The following is an 18,766-nucleotide window of genomic DNA, read 5'->3' as shown; positions in this document are numbered from 1 at the left end:
AACCTGTCAGATTAACTGGCAGGTTTTTTTTTACCTGAATATGTTTTGTTTTTTTATAAATCAATAACGAGTGGGCAATAAAGTGGATAAAGTAATCAAAAAAGTTGTAATTTTAGGTGGTGGCACAGCGGGTTGGATGTCGGCAGCTATGATTAAAAGGCTTATTGGTGCTGTTGAAATTGAATTAGTTGAGTCAGAACAAATAGGTACGGTAGGCGTTGGTGAAGCGACTATTCCACCCATTAAACTTTTTAACAGTGTGTTAGGCATTGATGAGGCTGAGTTTCTACGTGAAACCAAAGCCACCATCAAGCTTGCTATTAAATTTGAAAACTGGAAAAGCCAAGGTGACAGTTATTACCACACCTTTGGTGCTGCTAATCGCAGTTTAGCTTTTTGCCAATTTCATCATTTATTAAAGCGCGTTAATCAATTAGAAAACGACCAACATCTGTGGCAATACGATTTAAATTACCTGTGCGCTGAAGCGGGCAAGTTCGCCAAAATAAACAGCCAAGATCCTATTTACGACATGCCATACGCGTATCACTTTGACGCAGGATTATATGCTCAGTTTTTAAGAAAGTTTAGCGAAAAAGTAGGCGTAAAAAGAACTGAAGGCATGGTTCAGCATGTGCAACAGTGCCAAGAGTCAGGTTATATTCAAGCATTACAGCTAACCGACGGCCGCCAAATAGCAGGCGACTTATTTATTGATTGTTCAGGCTTTAAAGGTTTATTGATTCAAGAAAAACTTGCTACCGGTTACGAAGATTGGAGTCATTGGTTACAGTGCGATCGCGCTATTGCTGTTCCCTCAGAACGCTTAGAAAGCACCTTACCTTACACTCGCTCAATTGCACATTCTGCTGGTTGGCAATGGCGCATACCTTTACAGCATCGTAACGGCAATGGCTTAGTGTATAGCAGCCGTTATTATAGCGACCAACAGGCGCAAGACTTACTGCTTGCTAATTTAGACACTAAACCTTTAGCTGATCCTAAGTTATTACGTTTTAACACCGGGCGCAGACGCCAGCAATGGAATAAAAACGTAGTCGCTATCGGTTTATCAAGTGGCTTTTTAGAGCCGCTTGAATCAACTAGCATTCACCTTATTCAATCAGCTATTACGCGTTTAATACACTTGTTTCCACATCAAGGAATTAGCGATGTTTTAGTGAGTGAATACAACAAGCAATCAAAAGTAGAGTTTGAACAAGTTCGAGACTTTATTATTTTGCATTACCACGTTAATCAACGTACCGACAGTCGTTTTTGGCAAGACATGAGAACGATGAATGTACCTGACAGCCTAGCTCATAAAATTGAATTGTTTGCAGAAAATGGTCGATTATTTAAAGAGCAAGAGGGTCTTTTTCAAGACAGTTCTTGGTTACAAGTTATGGTAGGGCAGGGCATAATACCTAAAGACTATCACCCTATAGCAAACAGTGTTTCAGAAGCCGCGTTAAACGAGATGTTGGCTAAAGTTAAACACGCAAAGCATGAACCCGTATCGTCTTTACCTAGCCACGATGAATTCTTAAAAGCAGCGCTTATTTCCTCATCTCGCTCAAAATCAGCCCAATAAAGGCGACCTTTATAAAGAGAAAAAGATTCAGCAGTTTTTACAGGGTTGTGCGTTGAATTTTGGGTGAGTATCCGACTTTAATTGAATAACGTCTAGATAGACATGAAAAGCTAAAAACTGTAATTATTATTTTTATGAAGGCTAATTTTTATTGTTTTGCTGTCATTAACTATGAACTAATAATCTAGTGTTATTTATTGGAGTATTAACTATTAGTCAAAAGATAGTTAATCAACTAACCTATTTTAATATCCAGGTATTTATATGAGTCCACGAGGTAATCTTGTGAATTTACCATCTTTAACTCCACGAATAAAAACTTGATCAAAAGTTGAATAAAATGCATTTTCACTTTCTAAATTTGATGTCCACATCAATAGTTCATTATAGTCAATTGCAATACAGGGAGTCCTAATCTCGTTGGCTAATGCTAAAAGGATTTCACTATAAACTGGATATTCATCATTAAATAGCTCTTTAACAACAATCAAGACTCTTATCTCTCGGCCTTCCAGTGAAATACTTTTTTCATCTCCTCCTATAATCATCTTCATTGAAGAAGTTGATTTAGCATACTTAATAGCGCCTTTAGATTGTTTACAAGCCTTTTTTAGTGATTTTTGAGTAGTCGATTTTTTTCGAGATATTGAGTTTTTCAATACCCGCTCTATATTTGGACTATCCTTTGCTTGGATAAAGAGAATATTTTTATTTGTGATTACTAATAAGTCAGCAATTTCTTCTTTATCTTGAACTCGTAATGGATTTAAATAGATACAATTAGATCGAAATATTCTACGGAGTGATTGGGCTATATCTCGTTCTTGAAACTCTCCCGGCTCATCTCTAACTAGTTGGCTATAGCTACTTGAATTACTCCCTTGATAGCTGTGATTTTCAGGTCTCATATCTTGAATAAACAAATCTTCTGTGAATAATGCTTCATTAAACGTTACTTTGATTGCTAATGAGTCGTCTTTTTCAGTCCTACGACCAAACCAATTACTCATTTTTGTATGTAGAATTTTTGCAGTTTCATTACTAAATGGTGCTAGCGGAGTATCTTTGATAAATTTTTGTGTTATCGGATCACATTCTAAAGTTGCCTTATAACCAAGTAATTCTCGATTTAAGTCATCAAAAAAATAAACATCTAACTTTTTAGTAAGAATAGTATCCTTAAGGGTTTCTACACCAGGCTCTTTAAACATAGGTGTATAAATAACTAAAGGTTCATCAGCATCATCAAAAAATGCCGATATTAAAGCATATGTCAGGATTCCGTTGCTGTTTAACGGTACCGTATAAATACTAAATCCTTTATCTAACTTGGCTGCTAAAATAGCCTCTTTTGGAGCTTTTACAACTAGCTTTGGAATATTATCGACATTTAACCACACAGGCATTATACCAATAGGAAAACTTTCGACTAAAGCTAATATTTGAGGGTAGGTTACTGAGAGCATATATATTCTTTATTTTATTCCTTTAAATAAACGTCATTACTTTATCTGACAAAGTATGCGAATACAAAAAATGATTTTAGATTGTCAAATTTTGTTCACGGTGATAGTTATACATCATCAAACACAAAAAAAGGCGCTATTGCCGCGCCTTGTTTAGTTTTAGTTAGTAAGCTTACAAACTTTTTAACGTGTTTATTACGTCGCTTGGTTCTTGTCTTGCTGTGTAGTCTGCATCAACAAAAGCGCTGGCTATTGTGCCGTCTTTTGCTATTACAAACGTTGCAGCCAGTGGTAAATCGAATTGACCTTCACCATTGTGTGCTTCTACATCAATACCAAATGATAAATAAATAGGTCTTAATGCTTCAGGTAGAGAGAACACTAAGCCTAAGCTTTTTGCGTATTCTGCATTTACGTCTGTTAGTACTTCAAACTCTAGCTCATTTTTTTCTGAGGTTGTAAGCGATGCATCAGGTAGTTCAGGAGTAATAGCAACTAAGGTTGCGCCTAATGCTTTTATTTCTGCTAATGATTTTTGATATTCACGTAATTCAAAGTTGCAGTACGGACACCAGCCACCACGATAAAAAGTAACAACCACTGGGCCACTTTCTAATAAACTTGATAATGAAACGTTATCGCCTTGAGCATTAGGTAAAGTAAATGCTGGCATAGTGTCGTTTGTTTTAGGTGATTTTAAAGTAATACCTGAGTCAGCAAGTGCTTGTGTAGCTTGCTGCATAAGTTCTTGTACATTTTTTGGTGCTTTTTCTTTAAAGCCCACTTTATATTCGTTAATTGTTTCAGTTAAAGACATGATTGATCCTAAGCGTTAATTCATCTTGAATGTTCATTCAATCATCTTTTGAATGATCGTTCAAGTTGTTTTTGAACAAATATTCAATTTATTGTAATATGCTCTTCATAGTGCAAAGTGTGAGTAACTTGGAACATGGCAAAAATACAATTTGATCGACAAAGCGTTTTAGATAAAGCCACATCTCTTTTTTGGCGAGTAGGTTATAGTGCAACGTCGATGCAGGCTTTGTTTGAAGTAACCGGCTTAAAACCTGGGAGTGTTTATTTAGCTTTTGGTAACAAAGAAGGTTTATTTAAAGAGTCTATTGATTTTTATGCTCAAAGTTCAATCGATAACTTAAAGGATAAATTTAATCAAAAACAAGGTGTTGAACAAACCATTTGTGAGATTTTGCTTTCGTTTGTAGAAGAGTCAGCACAAGCTGGTTATTGCAGTTGTTTTTTATTAAAAAGCCAACTCGAGTTAGATGAACAAAGCGATTTGAGAGAATATATTTCAAACTATTTAGCAACTATTGAAGGTATATATGCGGAGCAGCTTGCAACCATTTATAGCGAAGATGAAGCTAATCAAAGAGCCGCAAGTATTATGCTTCATATTTTTGGACTGCGTGTTTACGGATATCATTCAAACAGCGAAGCACAAATAGTTAATAGCTTACGCTTAGGTTTACATTGGTTACCGTGGAGTAACTTTGATCATTAATTGATGAGTTTTATATCCATTTAAAATATTGGCGTTTATAATGCTTTTAATTATTTCAGGCGATAGCCATATTTTATAGAGCTTTGTAGCACCATGACCTTTCCAAACGATGAAACAGGCCAAGTATTGGCAGAAATGCAGGAAGCAGGTATTGATTTAACGATTGTGCATAACGTTGTTTTTTTTCAATTATTTGCACAAAAAGAAGATGCAGAAGCGATGGCTGCTCATCTTGCTGAAGTAGCACCAGACATTACGTGCGATATTCATCCTGACGAAACACCTAATGTTTGGGATTTAGACTGTTCAATAAACATAACACCTATCTACGATGCTATTGTGGCTCAAGAAGCGCAGTTTGAGCAAATAGCTACGAAGTTTAACGGTTATAACGATGGCTGGGGTATTGAAGCTTAGCGTGAGCTTACATTCCTGATAACTCTTCTACAATATAATCAATAAACGTTCTTAATGCGGGTTTCATGTATTTGTTACTTTTGAAAACCGCATAAATATTACCATTTCCACTTTCATACAAAGATGCTTGCCAGTCGGCGAGTACTTCAATCAGTTCGTTCTGTTCTAATTCATTTTTTACCATCCAATGTGATAATAATAAAATTCCAGCGCCTTGCTTTCCGGCTATTAATAAGGGAGATCCTCCTTGCGATACTAAGTTGCCAGCAATAGGGATTTTTAACCATTGCTTTGCTTTTTTAAAATACCAAAACCTGCCATGATTGTTAGTTTTTACCGTTAAACAATTATGACTAGTTAAGTCGTTAGGAGATTTAGGTGAGGTGTGAGTTTCAAAATATGTTGGGGTCGCACAAATAACCACGCGGTTATTTACCAGCTTTTTCATGATCAAACTTGAGTCTTCTGGTTCGCCAATGCGTATGGCTAAATCAATTTCATCACGGTACAAATTAGTCATTTTATTTTCTAACGCGATATCTATGCTAATTTTTGGGTATTTAGCTAAAAATTTTGGTAACAACGGGCAAATACAAAGTCGACCAAAGCTTTCGAATACCGATATTTTTAAATGCCCTTCAGGTTCACTTGTTGTGGGTTTAATAATGTTAATGGTGTCGTCAAAATCAGCAATGAGCTTTTTAGATCTATCTAGTAGCTTTTCACCTGCTTCGGTTAAACCTATATGGCGAGTACTGCGGTTTAGCAGTGTTATTTCTAATTCTCGTTCTAATGCATCAATATGACGAGACACGGAAGAGGTAGTGGTATTAAGGGCTTTTGCTGCTTTTGAGAAGTTTCCACATTCAATAACCTTGGCAAATATTTTTAATTTGTTAAACATGAGAATGAGCTACTTAGATTGAATTTTTATTGTTGCACTTTATGCAAAAGATATTGTTATATTTTAGTTATTATCTTGAAGGTTGCAATAGTAGATAATAAGTCCAACTTAGTATGAGGATTTTATTATGAATACATTAGAAGCAATTACTGCACGACGTTCAATTAAACATTATCAAAAAGATTATCAAATACCTGATCATGAATTAGAGCAATTATTGTCGTTAGCTGTTTTGTCGCCAACTGCCTATAACATACAAAATTGGCGGTTTGTGGTGGTAAAAGATAAAGCCTTGCGTGAACAGTTAAGAGCTGCTGCTTGGGATCAAGCTCAAGTGACTGATGCGTCGGTACTTATTGTGCTTTGCGCTGATTTAAATGCTTGGAAAAAGCAACCTGAACGTTATTGGGTAAATGCGCCCGTAGAAACACAGCAATTTTTATTGCCTATGATTGAGCAATATTATCAAGGTAAAGACAGTGTTCAGCGTGACGAAGCCATGAGGTCTTGTGGTATGGCAGCACAAACTTTAATGCTGAGTGCAAAAGCTATGGGATATGACTCGGTCCCTATGGATGGTTTTGATTTTAATAAGGTCGCTGAATTAATCAAGTTACCTGAAGACCATGTGATTAGTATGTTTGTGGCGATTGGTAAAGCTGAAAAACCGGCTTTTCCAAGGGGCGGGCAGTTACCTTTAAACCAAGTGGTTATTGAAAACACATTTACTTAGATTTTTATTACTTATCTAAGTTCAGGTTACTTACTTCATACTAAACAATCATCGTTTTTAAACTATGATTGTTTAGTTATTACATGTATTAACTTTATGTAAAACGAATAAAGTAAAACCTAAAATGTATTACTCGTTGAATTTAATCTTTACAAGGAGGAAATATGCATTGGTTAGTTTTATAATCATCTAAAACCTTATTTAAACTTTTCTTGTTTAATGGTCTTGAGAAATAATAACCTTGTACCATATCTGCGCCTAATTTTTTAATTACATCAAACTGAGCTTCATGTTCAACACCTTCAACAACCACGTCAACTTCAAGCTCTTGTAGCATTCTAATAATCGATTTAGCTATTTTTTGTTGGTTTAAATCTTCAGGAATATTTTTAATTAAAGAACGATCTATTTTTACTGTATTAAAAGGAAAAAGCGTTAAATAGGATAGTGATGAGTAACCGGTACCAAAATCATCAATAGATACTTTAAAACCTATGTTTTGGGCATTACTAATCCAGTCTTTAGCGGCTTTAAAGTTGGAAATTAGTGAGGTTTCTGTTATTTCTAATTCGATTAAATGATAAGGCACAGTGTGCTTATCACATTCATTTTTAATAAATCCTATTGAGTTATCATCAGAAATTTGTGCGGCACTGATATTTATTGAAATAATAATATCGTCAAAGCCGCCATTTCTCAGTTCAACAAGTTGTAATATACATTGCCTAATAAGCCAGTAACTTAAGTCTTGAATATAAGAGGTTCCCTCAATGATGGAAACAAAAATATCGGGTCTGATAAAACCAACTTGTGAATGATTCCAGCGAGACAGTGCTTCTAACTTCATTATTTTTTGTGTTTTCAGATCAATAATGGGCTGAAAATTAAGATAAATATCGCCATTTTTAAGGGAGCTTATAAAGTCATTAGTTATGGTAAAACGTAAATTTGAATACTCCATCATCGAAGATTCAAATACGCAGAATCGATTTTTACCGAGTTTTTTAGCTTCGTACATTGCAATATCAGCTTGGCGAAGTAATTCACTATGGGATGATGTTGATAAATGACCTATTGCAATACCAATACTCGCCGTTATTTTTATGGTTGTACCGCTAACAATAAAGTTATCATTAAATAGTGATAGTAATTGGTCATATAAACGTTGTTTGTTGGCTATGTTTTCAATGCTCACAACAAACTCGTCGCCACCTAAACGGTATGCAACCACCTTATCGATAGAAATGTTATTTAGCCGTTGACCTACTTGTTTTAATACATCATCGCCAGCTTCATGGCCTAGGTTGTCGTTTACGGGTTTAAATCCGTCTAAGTCAATAAGGGCTAATGCAATTTCATTATGTTGTGGGTCTTCTTGTAATTCTGTTAAATTTTGAATGAAAGCATTTCTATTTAAAAGTTTTGTGAGGCTATCTACAGTGGCTTGCTGTTTAAATGCTTTTTGGTTGGCGACTATTTTTTTTTCGTAACCTTCAATACGGTGTAGCGCTTTATTCATAGCGAATGATAAGGTGCTTAATTCATCATTACTGTTTGAGCTTTTAAGGTCTCCTAATATTTTTTTCGCTTGATTATAATTTTTAACTCCAATGGCTTCAATCACATCGGTTAATAGGTGTAATCTTTTTAAAGGGAAAAAAACTAACATAACAATAACAATGATGATACCAAATGAAATAGCAGCACTGTGAAATAGTATGCTCTTTTTTTGAGTTTGATACTTGTGCATAGTGAGAGTTACATCTTTTAGGAAAATAAAAGTGGCTTCATTGCCTTTTTCGCCAAAAGCTTTCCCCCAAAAGTAAATGTTTTTATCTGTTACTTCGTTATGATAAAGGTAACCCGTTTTAAGTGTTGCTAACTCCTTTTTCTGCTTCGCCATTTGATTGATTATCGGCGCGTTATCTTTGATGTTTGTTAATATTTCAAAAGGATAGGTTTGACTTATATCATTGTTTTTAAATAATTCTGTCTGGTTAATAAGGCCAATATCAAGATCTAAAGATTCGCTGGCATAAACAATTGCAGGTAATAGTTCTGAAGTTAGGGTGAGAGAGGCTGTTTTACCATGAATATAAATAGGAATAGATATTGCAATTTCGCAAGACAAACCACAATAAATTTGATGAAAAGGTTGCAGGTTTTGTCTGGCTTTCATCCCTTGTTGTATTAAAAATTCAGGTAGAGGTTTGCCAAGTAATAACTCTTTTTCTGAATCAAGATAAAGGCTGGTAAGCGAACGATTAATTTTTACTTTTGGCCATATATTTTTTAAATGGTCTAACGAACTTTTTGTTTGCTTAGTACTATTTTCTTTTAATAAAAACATTTCTTCAGCAAGAGATGTTAATTGTTCAACTCTTTGGTGAAGTAATACATTTAACGCTTGGTCAACTTGGCTTTTTATGTGATTAAGTTCATTCTTAATACCAATTTCTTGGCTGTAATTCGTATATAAATAGCTTAAATAAAAGGTAGCCAAAGCAATTGAAAAAAATACGGTAACGGATTTAAATAATAGCCCTTTGAACAATCCTTTCAATATTTAGCCCTTCAATAATCTATTTTTATATACATTTATAATATCAAACTAAAATACATAAACAACTTCAAAAGCAGCCAGTGTCCAGTGCTTTTTCTCCACGGATTCAGGTACTTGATATGAAAAAGGAGGAAGCCACCCCGAGCCTTCTACATAATGTATATCTGCAATAACACTCCAATGTTCGTCAATATTGTAATTAAAACCTACTGAGGAAGTTGTCGCATTATTATACCACGCTGGATCTATGCCTATTAGTGTTTCTAAGCCATTTTTGCTTTCAGCAAAGCGATAAAATTTCTCATGTCTTAACATAAGGTTGAGTGATGAAGTTGCTGCATATTTTAGTTGTGCGTAATAACCTTCCATTGGGCGGCTATTAGGCGGGGTTGGAGTAAAACCAGAAACAACAACATCTCGATATGTATATTCGCTCGTTATCTCGAATCGATTTATGTTGTACTGGATAAATGCAACGTAAGTACTTACTTCTACATCTCCATTACTTATAGAAGGTATTTTATTTCCTATAGGGTAAATAGGTAATGTATCGCTAGAGACTTTCAGGTATTCAGGATGAACATGATTATATGAAAGACCAAATAAGAGGTCGCCTGAATTATAACGTAGATCAAATACTGTTATGTTACCTTCTACCCAATCACCTGAAGTTTCAGAACCTAAAGTAACATCATTGAAATTATCATCAATATATAATTTACCGTAACCTGCTGTTAAATTAATGATGCCCTGTGTTAGTTGGTGTGAAGAAGATAACATTACACCGTCAGTACTGAGCCAAAGATTACGAAATAAATCTAAATAGGCTGATTGAGGCATAATAATACTAGGACGTGTAATGGGTGTGTCTCGCGACGAGTTATACACACCACTGGGTATCTTTATGCGACCAATTGATAGCGACTGTTCAGAGTCGCTAATAAAGCTATCGGTATAGTTTAAATTAGCGTAGTCAATTCTTAGTGTTTTATCCGTAAAGTATTCACCAAATTCACGATAAGCTACTTGTCCTGCAAACGAAATATTATTGCTGTATTCGTAGGTTAGATTTAACGCACTTTCAATTAATTTATTACTATCTTTTTCTGAATGAATAAAATTGTTATCTGATTCATAAACATAACCTATGCCTACATAAGCATTAATATAAATATCATCTGTAGTTTTACCTGTAGCATTAACGCAAAACAGAAGAAAAACAATGTTAACCAATAATCGCAATAACATTATACATCTCCTTTAATTGTGTCAGTTCTGAGGTTTTAATAATCAAATAACCAATGGCGTTATCATTATTTTTTATAAAAGATAATAGGTCTTCTGCATTATCAAATGACTTCGGCCTTCTTGCTTTACCTGAAAAAATAGCCTGATCCCAAATACGCTTTAATTGGTATGGGTAATAATTAAAAAACTTTTGTGTAAAGTCTATCGTATCTTCTGAATTAAGGGGTAAGGAGGTCAGCTGTACTCTTTCGCTATTAGGCATCAATTTTTGTCTAAAAGTATACAAGTTACTGATAGCTTCAAGGCTAATCGTTTCAATGTTATTACTGGCTAGTATAATAAGTTTTTTATCTTCAGCTACAGCGTATGTTGTGTAGCAACATGTTAGATGAAATAGCATGTAAATGATGAGTTTTCTAAGTTTCATATTAAATAAATACGGAGAGCTAAGATATATAGTAGTGTGGCACACTTTAAATCAATCACCAATTAATTGATAAAATTCCCTATAAAAAATATGGTTAACATATTGTAATATAAATTAAAAAATAATTAGATGAATTTAATTTATGCTTTTGAACTGAGTATTTAACGGGTTTGATACACTAATAAATGTATTTCAGCGTAAGTTTAATGGCGGTATTGCTGATTGAAGTTCTCAAAACGGTCATACTTACAAAGTTTAATATGAGTGTTTATCTTTTTATCAATTTATTACATTTTCAAACAGTTTGAAAACACTTCTCAAACAGCTTAGTTTGAACTAATCCTCGATAATAGTTTCATCTTAAATAAATATGATTTTACAAGGATTAAACATGAAACTATTCACTTCATTAGCAACAAGCATTATAGCGTTAACCATTTCTACAGCAGTATTTGCTGAAACTAAAACACCTCACAGTGTAGGTATTCAACTCGGTGGTGGTAATATGGAATATAAAGGTGAAGAGGGAGAGGCTTACGGCACATCTTATTTATTTTACAATTACAAATTCGCACCTTTTTATTCAGTAGAAGTGGGTTTGTTAGGTGGCACTGATGCGGATTGGGATTGTAAAAAAAGGTCGGGTGAGTGGGAATGTTATTCTGACGATGACAGACACGACTTGTTTGATTTAGCAGCAGATGATCTTGAATTAAATGCTGTAGTGGTTGCATTAAAAACTGACTTGTCTTTATCAAAACGTAACAAGTTATATGCTAAAGCAGGTTTAAGTTATTACAACTATGAGATTGAGTTAAACAAAGAGAAAATTGCTGATGAAGATGGCGTTGGCTTTATGTTAGAAGCCGGTTGGGAATATCGTTGGGATATGGGAATTGGTATGAATGCTGGTTTGCAATATCATAAAATGAATGACTTAAAATCAAGCACCTTAAATGTAGGAATAAGCTACGCATTTTAATGTTTTTAAGCGCGTATTATGCAACGAAGTTTGGTTGTTTGGATATATAATTTAGGGGCTAGGTTACTCTTTAACTAAAGGTAACTTAGCGTCAACCCAACCTAACATGTCGCCATCAAGGTGACGAAGATTCGAAAAACCATTTTCTTTCAGTACATGCTCAGCGATTAGTGCTCTTTTACCTGAACGACAATGTACAACCACCATTTTATCTTTGTATTTATCTAAAACAGACAAGTTATCTTTAACGGTATTGTGGCTGATGTTAATCGCATTTTTGATATGTCCTTCGTTAAATTCTTGTGGTGTTCTTACATCTAATACAATAAAACTAGAGTCGTTTGGTTGCGTTAATAATTTCACAAGTTCAGCTTGAGAAATTGTAGCTGTTTGCTCTGCAAATACGTTCAATGACAGCAGGCTAAATAAAGCGAAGGATAATAATTTTTTAATAAACATAAGTGCTCCGATGGAAAGCGATTGATTTAATACCTATAAAGTTTAATAGACCTTAGCTTTTTATGGTATAAATTGTGATTAAAATAATAGCAGATAAAAAAGAAAAAGCCTGCTAAATGGTGCAGGCTTTAATATTGTTTTTTGAATAGTAAAGCTATTTGCTAGGTTTAAAGTACCTAACATAATCTACTTTCATACTGGTTCCATCTATTTTATCTGTTACAGGACCATCCCATTTAATAATGGCAAGGCTTAACCAAATAGGTGTTAAGCTGTGAGCTATTTCGTTTTTCTCGCGACGAATTTCTTCTCCATCAAAATAGAATATCAATTCATCTTCATTCCACTCTAAACCGTAAGTGTGATATTGCTCAGCAAAGTTAATTGATTTTGTAATATCTAAAGTCGCAATATCTCGCCAACCGTTGGGTGTTTCATATTGAACTTTAAAATCGGTAATTAAGCCAGACCAACTTTTACCTTTATACAACCAACCATTGATAAACTCGATTTCAGAAATAGTTTTCGGTGTTTTCCATTCAAGCTCAAACCATTTTTCACCTTCAGTTTGTGATACCCAACTGCTGTTAATATTGTTATCTAACAAGTTATGTAAATTGTTAGATTTTGAGCCTGTTAATTTTAGGTCTTTACTTTGTGATAAATTACTTGTGGCTGTTGCTGATGAATGGGTGCCAAAAACATTAAAATCGCGGATATGAAAAGGTTTAAAATTATTAGAACTGAAGCGTATTTTTGAAGTAGTAACAGGAATTTCTAATGGATAATTATATTTATGTTTTGCACCGTAAGTAGAGGTTCGTGAATCAGATGGATGTGTTTTTTTACCCTTTTCATTTACCGTAATATCGCTCCAATTATGAATATTGGTATTCACCTCATTGGGGTAATGGCCTTCATTAATATCTATTTCAAACAACTTACCTTTTGGTGGTTGTGATCCCAGCGGATATGACATTAACCAGAAAGAGTTATTCGTACCATTTGATGCGGCATATTTATATCGTGCTTCATAATATCCGTAACTAAATTGTTCTTTCGTACGAATACTGCCTGATGTCCATTCTTGTCCAGCGCGTTTTTCTTTACGATTAACAAGATATAAAGCGCCCTCATTTACTTCAACATTCTCACGCCAGCGGCTAGAAAGAATATGATGGCTTGGTCCGTGGTGAGCATCCCAGCGTTTATCCAATTCTTTGGCACCACTTTCACCAACGTAGTCAAATTCATCATGCCATGCTAATTGCCAGTTTGACGGCTGAAAATTGTCTGAAACAACATTAGGTTGAAGATCAACAGTTGTCACTTGTGACTCTTTTTTAGTTGAAACACAACCTATGATAACTGCGGTTGATAAACAACTAATAATCAGTTTTTTCATTTTTATACCTTATCTATCCTATGATTTTTGTTATAAGAGATTACTTAACCCGAGTTCAGGTTACTTAACCTCAACTCGGGTTAATGAATGTTAGATAATGAATTAAAATTCTTATTTATCAAAATCTTAATCTGTATCGTTGTTTTCCTAAGTTATATTAGGCATAAAAATAGCTTGTTGAGTAACTTTGCTTATCCCGAGCTGAGGTTACTTAATCTCCATGTTTGTTTTTTCTCACAAACTTCAGTGGGTTTGGTAAGTTGCTCATCCATGTTGCTGTATAAGAAAATAGTAATAAGCACAAATAACATCGTTGAGTTGAACAAGTGTATTGTAATAATTGCTTTTATTCTAGGTACGTTTTTTAATCTTAATTTTAACGGTTTGTTATCAGCCAAAGCCTAAATTTTTATGGTCAAAATTAAGTAAAGTGTGATTGAAAAAACAATAGATAAAAACGAAAAATAAAGTACTTGGTTAATACGTTTTGTTGCATAAATAATATCACTAGGTTCTGGCTCTAATGCACTGTCGTTAAAACTTAAACGCCTAACCTTAGTGTCGTTATACATGGCAACACCACCGAGTTTTTTACCTATAGCAAGTGCTAGCGCGTAAACCGCAATTGAGTTATTAAGGGCGAAGAAATGTTTTGTGATCAGTCGCCAAAATAAAATAAAGTTTTGCCCTAAAGTGCCTAACATAAAAAAGAAAACAAAAAGTCGAGTAGGTAACCATTGCAATAAATGAACACACTTATTTACAAAGGCTCCAAAGGCTTTATATTGCGGCTGTTTTATATTCCAACTGTAGTGCATTTCGAGTAGTAACCTGAAAGCTAATGCGACATAAGGCCCTAATAAAAAATATAAAAAAGCTACAGTAAAACATTGTTGAATGGTTTGTAATAACTGCATTTCAATGCAGGTTTTGGTTATACCTAAAGAAGATAATTTGTCGGTGTTTCTTAATGTAACAGGTGCAATGAATTGTTTAGCGTCGTAAGTGTTTTTGGCTACCAAGGCTTTAGCTGTTTTAAGTGAGGTGCGAGTTAAACCGAAGGATCCTAAAGCAAAATATAATAAAAATCCTTGCCAAAGCCAGTCTACTTCAATGAAACTTTCAAATAACCAGAGAATAATCAGTAAAGGCGATAGGGTGATTAATGTTGCCATTAATCCAGCTATTTTTTGCTGGTTTGCGTTGTTGTTTTGATTATTCACTTTTTTTGCGAACTGAATGCAAAAAAAACGAAAGAGGTGCATGGGTTCTTTAATAAAGAATATGGAGAGGCATATTTTTACTAGAACAACCACAACAAATATTGTTAGGGGATAAACAAAAGGATTGTCTAGTAAAAAATGATTCATGTATACGATCTATTTATTTAAGTTAATGACTTATTTTTTAATACGTTTAGCATATTTAAAACAAGTTGAGACGAGTTGATTGATGCGGTTTCTAAGTAAGCTTCAAATGACGAAGGAGACTCTTTACCTGCAATATCTGACATTGAACGAATAACAACAAAAGGAACGTTTAGTTGATGACAGGTATGCGCTATAGCAGCACCTTCCATTTCAACGGCTGCCATGGTTGGAAAGTTTTTACGCGCTTTAGCTATATCGTTTTCCGCCGTCATAAAAGTATCACCCGTTGTAATTAAACCCAATAAGGTTTGTATGGGGGTCTCTAATGTTGAACTTAGTGCTTCTACGCCTTCTTGCGCTGCTTCTACTAGCGTAGTATGAGGTATATAAGCCGGAGGGTTAGAAGGTAATTGACCTACTTCGTAGCCAAACGCAGTAACATCTACATCGTGATATCTAACTTCGTTACTTATTACAATGTCGCCCACTTTTAATGACTGCTCAAAACCACCTGCAGAACCCGTATTGACGATATAATCAGGTTTGAATTTATCAATTAAAAAAGCCGTGGCTAATGCTGCAGCAACTTTACCTATACCTGACTGTACAATAACCACATCGTTACCGTTTAATGAACCTTCGTAGAATGTATAACTTGCGTGTTCAGTGGTTACACAGTTTTCGAGCTTACTTTTTAAAATGGCAACTTCAGGCTCCATTGCGCCAATAATTCCTGCTTTCATTAGATGTTTCCGTTAATTTTTTCGAAATATTGGGGCAATTATAGCGGTAATGTTAAGGAAAAGCAGGGAGTATTTTTAAGGGAGAAGATTAGATACAAGCAGGTAAATAGCGATAACAACTTAGCAGGTGAGTTGTTATCTATACCCGTTACCATTTAAGATTTTGAAATACGCATCTTGAGTGGTAACGGGTATATAAAAAGTTAGTGAGGTAAAGCAGCTACGTTGGGAGCGGGTATTTGTCTTGCTGACTTAGGTTTGTTTATGGCTTCTAATTGAGAGCGAGCAGCCGCTGGAGTTAATACACCTGCTGTGTTTTTAGATCTTACGCGTACCATCGGGGCTGGGATCACACTGCCTTTCATTTTAGGCTCGGGTTGAGGTGTACCAATTAAACGTGTGTTGATGCATGAACGTATTTCTTCAACGGTGTAATTGGCTTTTACTTTAATCCTTAAATGAGGAATTGAAGCGGCTTCTAGCGCACCACTTACAAACCAGTCTTTTTTAATTTTATAGCCTTTGCCTTGAGTATCAACTAAGTCTATCGCACCTAAAAGCTTCATTGAGTTTCGGTCACAAAGAACAAAGTCTAAATATTTTTTGTCAGCATTTTTAGCTGCTGCTTGACTTGCTTTACTCGATACACCATTTCGAATAGTTAAAATATCAGACAGTTTAACGCGATTAAGTACGCGGTAATCTGAGCCCATGGCTTGTTCAACTAAGTTTTGAAAGTTTTTTTCGGCTGGCGTAAAAATGGCACTTTTACGATCAAATGGAAAAGGAAAGCTATTATCATTTAATCGACTAGCGAGTAGGGCAACAATAACAACAAGGCTTACCATGGCAAATAATATTAATTCCATAAGCTTCTCCAAGAATTCAAATGTTTGACGGTTTATTTTATGTATTGACTAAAGCACTATTTATGCCAAAAAGTAGCTTGTTGTTTTGCTAATAAAGGGCATTTAATTTATATTGTTGTGAAAATATCTCTAGGCTTCTTAATATTTAATATAAAAGGACTTTTCATGAAAAAAATCATTGCTGCTTTATCACTCGTTTTATCTTTTCAACTACATGCTTTTGAAGAAACAGAAATTGTAACCGAGGCAGAAAATATCTATGTAGTAGATAACCAATGGGAATGGAGCATTTCAGTTAATCAAACAAATTTTGATAATAATGTAAGGTTTTACGGCATTGAAGATTCAGCGTTAGGATTTAGTGTTGATGTTGATTATATTAAAAGTAATTGGATAACAACTCTGTCGGCAAGCTACCTTGCCTATGATGATAATTGGGAATTTAGCCAAGAAGTTGTCGGTAAAGGATTTGGAAATAGAGGCGATAAATCAAATGAAACCTCAGATGCTAGCGGCGTTTTATTAGGTGCGGCGATAGGACGTATTCATTTTTTTGGTGAAGCAAGTGATGTCGCTATTTATGGACAACTTGGTGCTGATTTTATGGTGTATTCTGAACGCTCAATTGGGTTTTGTGATGACTGCTATTCTGAAGATATTGATGTTGATGGCGGTGTATTTTTAAAAGTAGGTTTAGTAAAAGATACAGATATTGTAAATATTGGATTTCACGCTAAAACGTATCTTAGTGGTGATTCTATTGATACGGTTTTCGGTATTTCAGTCGGTTCAACTTATTAAAAATTAAAGAATAAAAAAAGGGAAGCGTTAGCTTCCCAAAAACAACTCTATCAAGAGGTTGGCTAAGTAAACGAGCAGATAAATTTACTTTTTATCTTAATTTGTTAATTACAACGTTAACTACAACGTATATTTGGCTGAAAACTGGAAGTAATTTGAGTCGGCATCTAGTTCTTCCATTTCAAAATTACCTACCTCTAAGCCAAAAGAAAGCTCTTTGGTGTAGTCTTTAAATACATTAACTCCCCAATGAGTTCTATCACGGTCAGACTCGTCTGTAGTGGTGTTACCATAAAAAACTGAGCTACGTGTGTCTTCTGTCCAGAAATGACGATAAGCAACCATAATCGAGGTCGTATCTTCTACTTCTTCTCCCACCATGTCTGTTGATGCGGTTACACCTACATAACGACCTACATTACCGCCATGAAGTTGAAAGCGGAAATCGTCTTTACCATAGGTGTTTATACGACCCGCAACCCCGTAGCCTAATGCTGATTCGGTATTACCTGTAGCTGATTCTAGCTGGCGAGCAACACCAGACACCGATACATTACCCCAGTCACCTGAGAAGGTGTATTTAGCGATAACGTCAGGTGTGCCATCATTTGCTGTGCCACCTTGGGTAATGTTATTACCGCCGTAGGTTTCTGGGTTTTCAATTGCAACTTGTAATCCACCCATGGTGTAACGAATTTGTCCTTGGCGAATAAATGCAGAAGCAACTAAAGGGCCAGCAAAGTCAGCAGCTTCAGCTAAAGAGCTGGTGTTTTGAAATGTTGTCCAGTATTGGCCAACTAAAATGTTTTTGTATTTTATGAACGCGTGGCGTAAGCGTGGTTTTGATGAGTTAGAAATAATTTCATTACCACCACCTGATACACCGTTGCCGTAAAAGTCCATTTCAATAAAGCCGGTAACATCGCCGTGTACATATTTCGTATTAATACGGGTTTCGTTTGCTGAAATACCAAAATTAGAACTATCTTCTGCCAATACGGTACCACCGCCATACCAGTAATCAGTAGCTTGAATATTACCATCAGTATATCGCGTATCTACTTTGATATAACCGCCAAAAATAAGCTTACTATTTTCGCCTGTTTTTATTTCATAACTTGCATTTGCACTGCTGGTTATAGCTAATAAACCACTCATGATTAATACTTTATTTACGTTGAACATTTTATCCCCTTATTTAGCGTTAAAGACGATGCTTAGTATCTTTTGGCTAATTTATATAATGTGTAATGTTTTGTA

The 18,766-nt window shown here is 34.9% G+C and carries 18 protein-coding genes; 6 read left to right on the top strand and 12 right to left on the bottom strand.

Translation table 11 applies throughout. The annotated features are described in order from the left end of the window. Positions 1 to 82: 82 nt before the first annotated feature. A complete protein-coding gene (locus AC0L5Q_RS11095) occupies positions 83 to 1,594 on the top strand; it encodes a tryptophan halogenase family protein (protein WP_473607876.1) in 1,512 nt (503 codons plus the stop codon). 260 nt (positions 1,595 to 1,854) lie between these two features. On the opposite strand, the gene AC0L5Q_RS11090 is transcribed toward AC0L5Q_RS11095, so the two are convergent. Both AC0L5Q_RS11090 and AC0L5Q_RS11085 read right to left on the bottom strand, forming a co-directional pair. Continuing rightward, the gene (locus AC0L5Q_RS11090) at positions 1,855 to 3,060 is read right to left on the bottom strand and encodes a hypothetical protein (protein ID WP_473607872.1); all 1,206 of its coding nucleotides are present in this window, start codon (positions 3,058 to 3,060) and stop codon (positions 1,855 to 1,857) included. Between the two features lie 172 nt (positions 3,061 to 3,232). Continuing rightward, complete coding sequence (locus tag AC0L5Q_RS11085; RefSeq protein WP_473607868.1) at positions 3,233 to 3,877, bottom strand: peroxiredoxin-like family protein; 645 nt, start codon at positions 3,875 to 3,877, stop codon at positions 3,233 to 3,235. 135 nt (positions 3,878 to 4,012) lie between these two features. Here AC0L5Q_RS11085 and AC0L5Q_RS11080 point away from each other — a divergent pair, with 135 nt between their 5' ends. Continuing rightward, entirely contained in the window at positions 4,013 to 4,585 is a 573-nt protein-coding gene (locus AC0L5Q_RS11080; protein ID WP_473607864.1) for a TetR/AcrR family transcriptional regulator, read from the top strand. Positions 4,586 to 4,678: 93 nt separating this feature from the next. Further along, positions 4,679 to 5,002, top strand: a complete 324-nt coding sequence (locus tag AC0L5Q_RS11075; protein WP_473607860.1) for a ribonuclease E inhibitor RraB — start codon at positions 4,679 to 4,681, stop codon at positions 5,000 to 5,002. A 7-nt stretch (positions 5,003 to 5,009) separates the two neighbouring features. Here the strand turns inward: AC0L5Q_RS11075 and AC0L5Q_RS11070 are convergent, their stop codons facing one another. Beyond that, positions 5,010 to 5,906, bottom strand: coding sequence for a LysR family transcriptional regulator (locus AC0L5Q_RS11070; RefSeq protein ID WP_473607857.1), 897 nt, complete (start codon positions 5,904 to 5,906; stop codon positions 5,010 to 5,012). Positions 5,907 to 6,033: 127 nt separating this feature from the next. Here AC0L5Q_RS11070 and AC0L5Q_RS11065 point away from each other — a divergent pair, with 127 nt between their 5' ends. Continuing rightward, positions 6,034 to 6,639, top strand: a complete 606-nt coding sequence (locus AC0L5Q_RS11065; RefSeq protein WP_473607853.1) for a nitroreductase family protein — start codon at positions 6,034 to 6,036, stop codon at positions 6,637 to 6,639. Between the two features lie 142 nt (positions 6,640 to 6,781). Here AC0L5Q_RS11065 and AC0L5Q_RS11060 read toward each other — a convergent pair whose 3' ends face one another. Genes AC0L5Q_RS11060 through AC0L5Q_RS11050 form a run of 3 tightly spaced genes read right to left on the bottom strand, consistent with a single transcriptional unit; the run spans position 6,782 to position 10,877 of the window. Further along, positions 6,782 to 9,202 (bottom strand): putative bifunctional diguanylate cyclase/phosphodiesterase, encoded by a 2,421-nt coding sequence (locus tag AC0L5Q_RS11060; RefSeq protein ID WP_473607850.1) that lies wholly within the window; start codon positions 9,200 to 9,202, stop codon positions 6,782 to 6,784. A 48-nt stretch (positions 9,203 to 9,250) separates the two neighbouring features. Beyond that, positions 9,251 to 10,450, bottom strand: a complete 1,200-nt coding sequence (locus tag AC0L5Q_RS11055) for a hypothetical protein (protein WP_473607846.1) — start codon at positions 10,448 to 10,450, stop codon at positions 9,251 to 9,253. Beyond that, entirely contained in the window at positions 10,428 to 10,877 is a 450-nt protein-coding gene (locus AC0L5Q_RS11050; protein ID WP_473607842.1) for a hypothetical protein, read from the bottom strand. Before AC0L5Q_RS11050 ends, AC0L5Q_RS11055 begins: the two co-directional genes overlap by 23 nt. 391 nt (positions 10,878 to 11,268) lie before the next feature. Between AC0L5Q_RS11050 and AC0L5Q_RS11045 the strand changes: the two genes are divergently transcribed. Next, positions 11,269 to 11,859, top strand: coding sequence for an outer membrane beta-barrel protein (locus AC0L5Q_RS11045; protein WP_473607839.1), 591 nt, complete (start codon positions 11,269 to 11,271; stop codon positions 11,857 to 11,859). Between the two features lie 63 nt (positions 11,860 to 11,922). Here the strand turns inward: AC0L5Q_RS11045 and AC0L5Q_RS11040 are convergent, their stop codons facing one another. The 5 genes from AC0L5Q_RS11040 to AC0L5Q_RS11020 all read right to left on the bottom strand — a co-directional run bounded on the left by AC0L5Q_RS11040 (position 11,923) and on the right by AC0L5Q_RS11020 (position 16,705). Next, positions 11,923 to 12,318, bottom strand: a complete 396-nt coding sequence (locus AC0L5Q_RS11040; protein WP_473607835.1) for a rhodanese-like domain-containing protein — start codon at positions 12,316 to 12,318, stop codon at positions 11,923 to 11,925. Positions 12,319 to 12,472: 154 nt separating this feature from the next. After that, positions 12,473 to 13,723, bottom strand: coding sequence for a glycoside hydrolase family 16 protein (locus AC0L5Q_RS11035; protein ID WP_473607831.1), 1,251 nt, complete (start codon positions 13,721 to 13,723; stop codon positions 12,473 to 12,475). A 401-nt stretch (positions 13,724 to 14,124) separates the two neighbouring features. Continuing rightward, complete coding sequence (locus tag AC0L5Q_RS11030; RefSeq protein ID WP_473607829.1) at positions 14,125 to 14,988, bottom strand: cobalamin biosynthesis protein CobD/CbiB; 864 nt, start codon at positions 14,986 to 14,988, stop codon at positions 14,125 to 14,127. Between the two features lie 122 nt (positions 14,989 to 15,110). Beyond that, a complete protein-coding gene (gene mtnN / locus AC0L5Q_RS11025) occupies positions 15,111 to 15,836 on the bottom strand; it encodes a 5'-methylthioadenosine/S-adenosylhomocysteine nucleosidase (protein WP_473607825.1) in 726 nt (241 codons plus the stop codon). Positions 15,837 to 16,039: 203 nt separating this feature from the next. After that, positions 16,040 to 16,705, bottom strand: a complete 666-nt coding sequence (locus tag AC0L5Q_RS11020; protein ID WP_473607822.1) for a DUF2726 domain-containing protein — start codon at positions 16,703 to 16,705, stop codon at positions 16,040 to 16,042. Positions 16,706 to 16,870: 165 nt separating this feature from the next. Here AC0L5Q_RS11020 and AC0L5Q_RS11015 point away from each other — a divergent pair, with 165 nt between their 5' ends. Next, positions 16,871 to 17,506: a hypothetical protein gene (locus AC0L5Q_RS11015; RefSeq protein ID WP_473607819.1), complete on the top strand. Its 636-nt coding sequence runs from the start codon at positions 16,871 to 16,873 to the stop codon at positions 17,504 to 17,506. A 120-nt stretch (positions 17,507 to 17,626) separates the two neighbouring features. Here the strand turns inward: AC0L5Q_RS11015 and AC0L5Q_RS11010 are convergent, their stop codons facing one another. After that, entirely contained in the window at positions 17,627 to 18,691 is a 1,065-nt protein-coding gene (locus AC0L5Q_RS11010) for a DcaP family trimeric outer membrane transporter (RefSeq protein WP_473607816.1), read from the bottom strand. Positions 18,692 to 18,766: the final 75 nt, after the last annotated feature.

The organism is Pseudocolwellia sp. G5-9 (genome assembly GCF_055808995.1).
The sequence above is the reverse complement of the archived record's forward strand: the minus strand, read 5'-3'. Positions and strand labels throughout refer to the sequence as shown.

What these genes read in the sequence shown, in the direction of transcription:
- AC0L5Q_RS11035 (WP_473607831.1), bottom strand. Translation starts at nt 13,723, where the DNA reads ATGAAAAAACTGATTATTAGTTGTTTATCAACCGCAGTTATCATAGGT.
- AC0L5Q_RS11015 (WP_473607819.1), top strand. Translation starts at nt 16,871, where the DNA reads ATGAAAAAAATCATTGCTGCTTTATCACTCGTTTTATCTTTTCAACTA.
- AC0L5Q_RS11040 (WP_473607835.1), bottom strand. Translation starts at nt 12,318, where the DNA reads ATGTTTATTAAAAAATTATTATCCTTCGCTTTATTTAGCCTGCTGTCA.
- AC0L5Q_RS11020 (WP_473607822.1), bottom strand. Translation starts at nt 16,705, where the DNA reads ATGGAATTAATATTATTTGCCATGGTAAGCCTTGTTGTTATTGTTGCC.
- AC0L5Q_RS11030 (WP_473607829.1), bottom strand. Translation starts at nt 14,988, where the DNA reads ATGCACCTCTTTCGTTTTTTTTGCATTCAGTTCGCAAAAAAAGTGAAT.
- AC0L5Q_RS11045 (WP_473607839.1), top strand. Translation starts at nt 11,269, where the DNA reads ATGAAACTATTCACTTCATTAGCAACAAGCATTATAGCGTTAACCATT.
- AC0L5Q_RS11010 (WP_473607816.1), bottom strand. Translation starts at nt 18,691, where the DNA reads ATGTTCAACGTAAATAAAGTATTAATCATGAGTGGTTTATTAGCTATA.
- AC0L5Q_RS11080 (WP_473607864.1), top strand. Translation starts at nt 4,013, where the DNA reads ATGGCAAAAATACAATTTGATCGACAAAGCGTTTTAGATAAAGCCACA.
- AC0L5Q_RS11075 (WP_473607860.1), top strand. Translation starts at nt 4,679, where the DNA reads ATGACCTTTCCAAACGATGAAACAGGCCAAGTATTGGCAGAAATGCAG.
- AC0L5Q_RS11090 (WP_473607872.1), bottom strand. Translation starts at nt 3,060, where the DNA reads ATGCTCTCAGTAACCTACCCTCAAATATTAGCTTTAGTCGAAAGTTTT.
- AC0L5Q_RS11070 (WP_473607857.1), bottom strand. Translation starts at nt 5,906, where the DNA reads ATGTTTAACAAATTAAAAATATTTGCCAAGGTTATTGAATGTGGAAAC.
- AC0L5Q_RS11065 (WP_473607853.1), top strand. Translation starts at nt 6,034, where the DNA reads ATGAATACATTAGAAGCAATTACTGCACGACGTTCAATTAAACATTAT.
- AC0L5Q_RS11050 (WP_473607842.1), bottom strand. Translation starts at nt 10,877, where the DNA reads ATGAAACTTAGAAAACTCATCATTTACATGCTATTTCATCTAACATGT.
- mtnN (WP_473607825.1), bottom strand. Translation starts at nt 15,836, where the DNA reads ATGAAAGCAGGAATTATTGGCGCAATGGAGCCTGAAGTTGCCATTTTA.
- AC0L5Q_RS11085 (WP_473607868.1), bottom strand. Translation starts at nt 3,877, where the DNA reads ATGTCTTTAACTGAAACAATTAACGAATATAAAGTGGGCTTTAAAGAA.
- AC0L5Q_RS11055 (WP_473607846.1), bottom strand. Translation starts at nt 10,450, where the DNA reads ATGTTATTGCGATTATTGGTTAACATTGTTTTTCTTCTGTTTTGCGTT.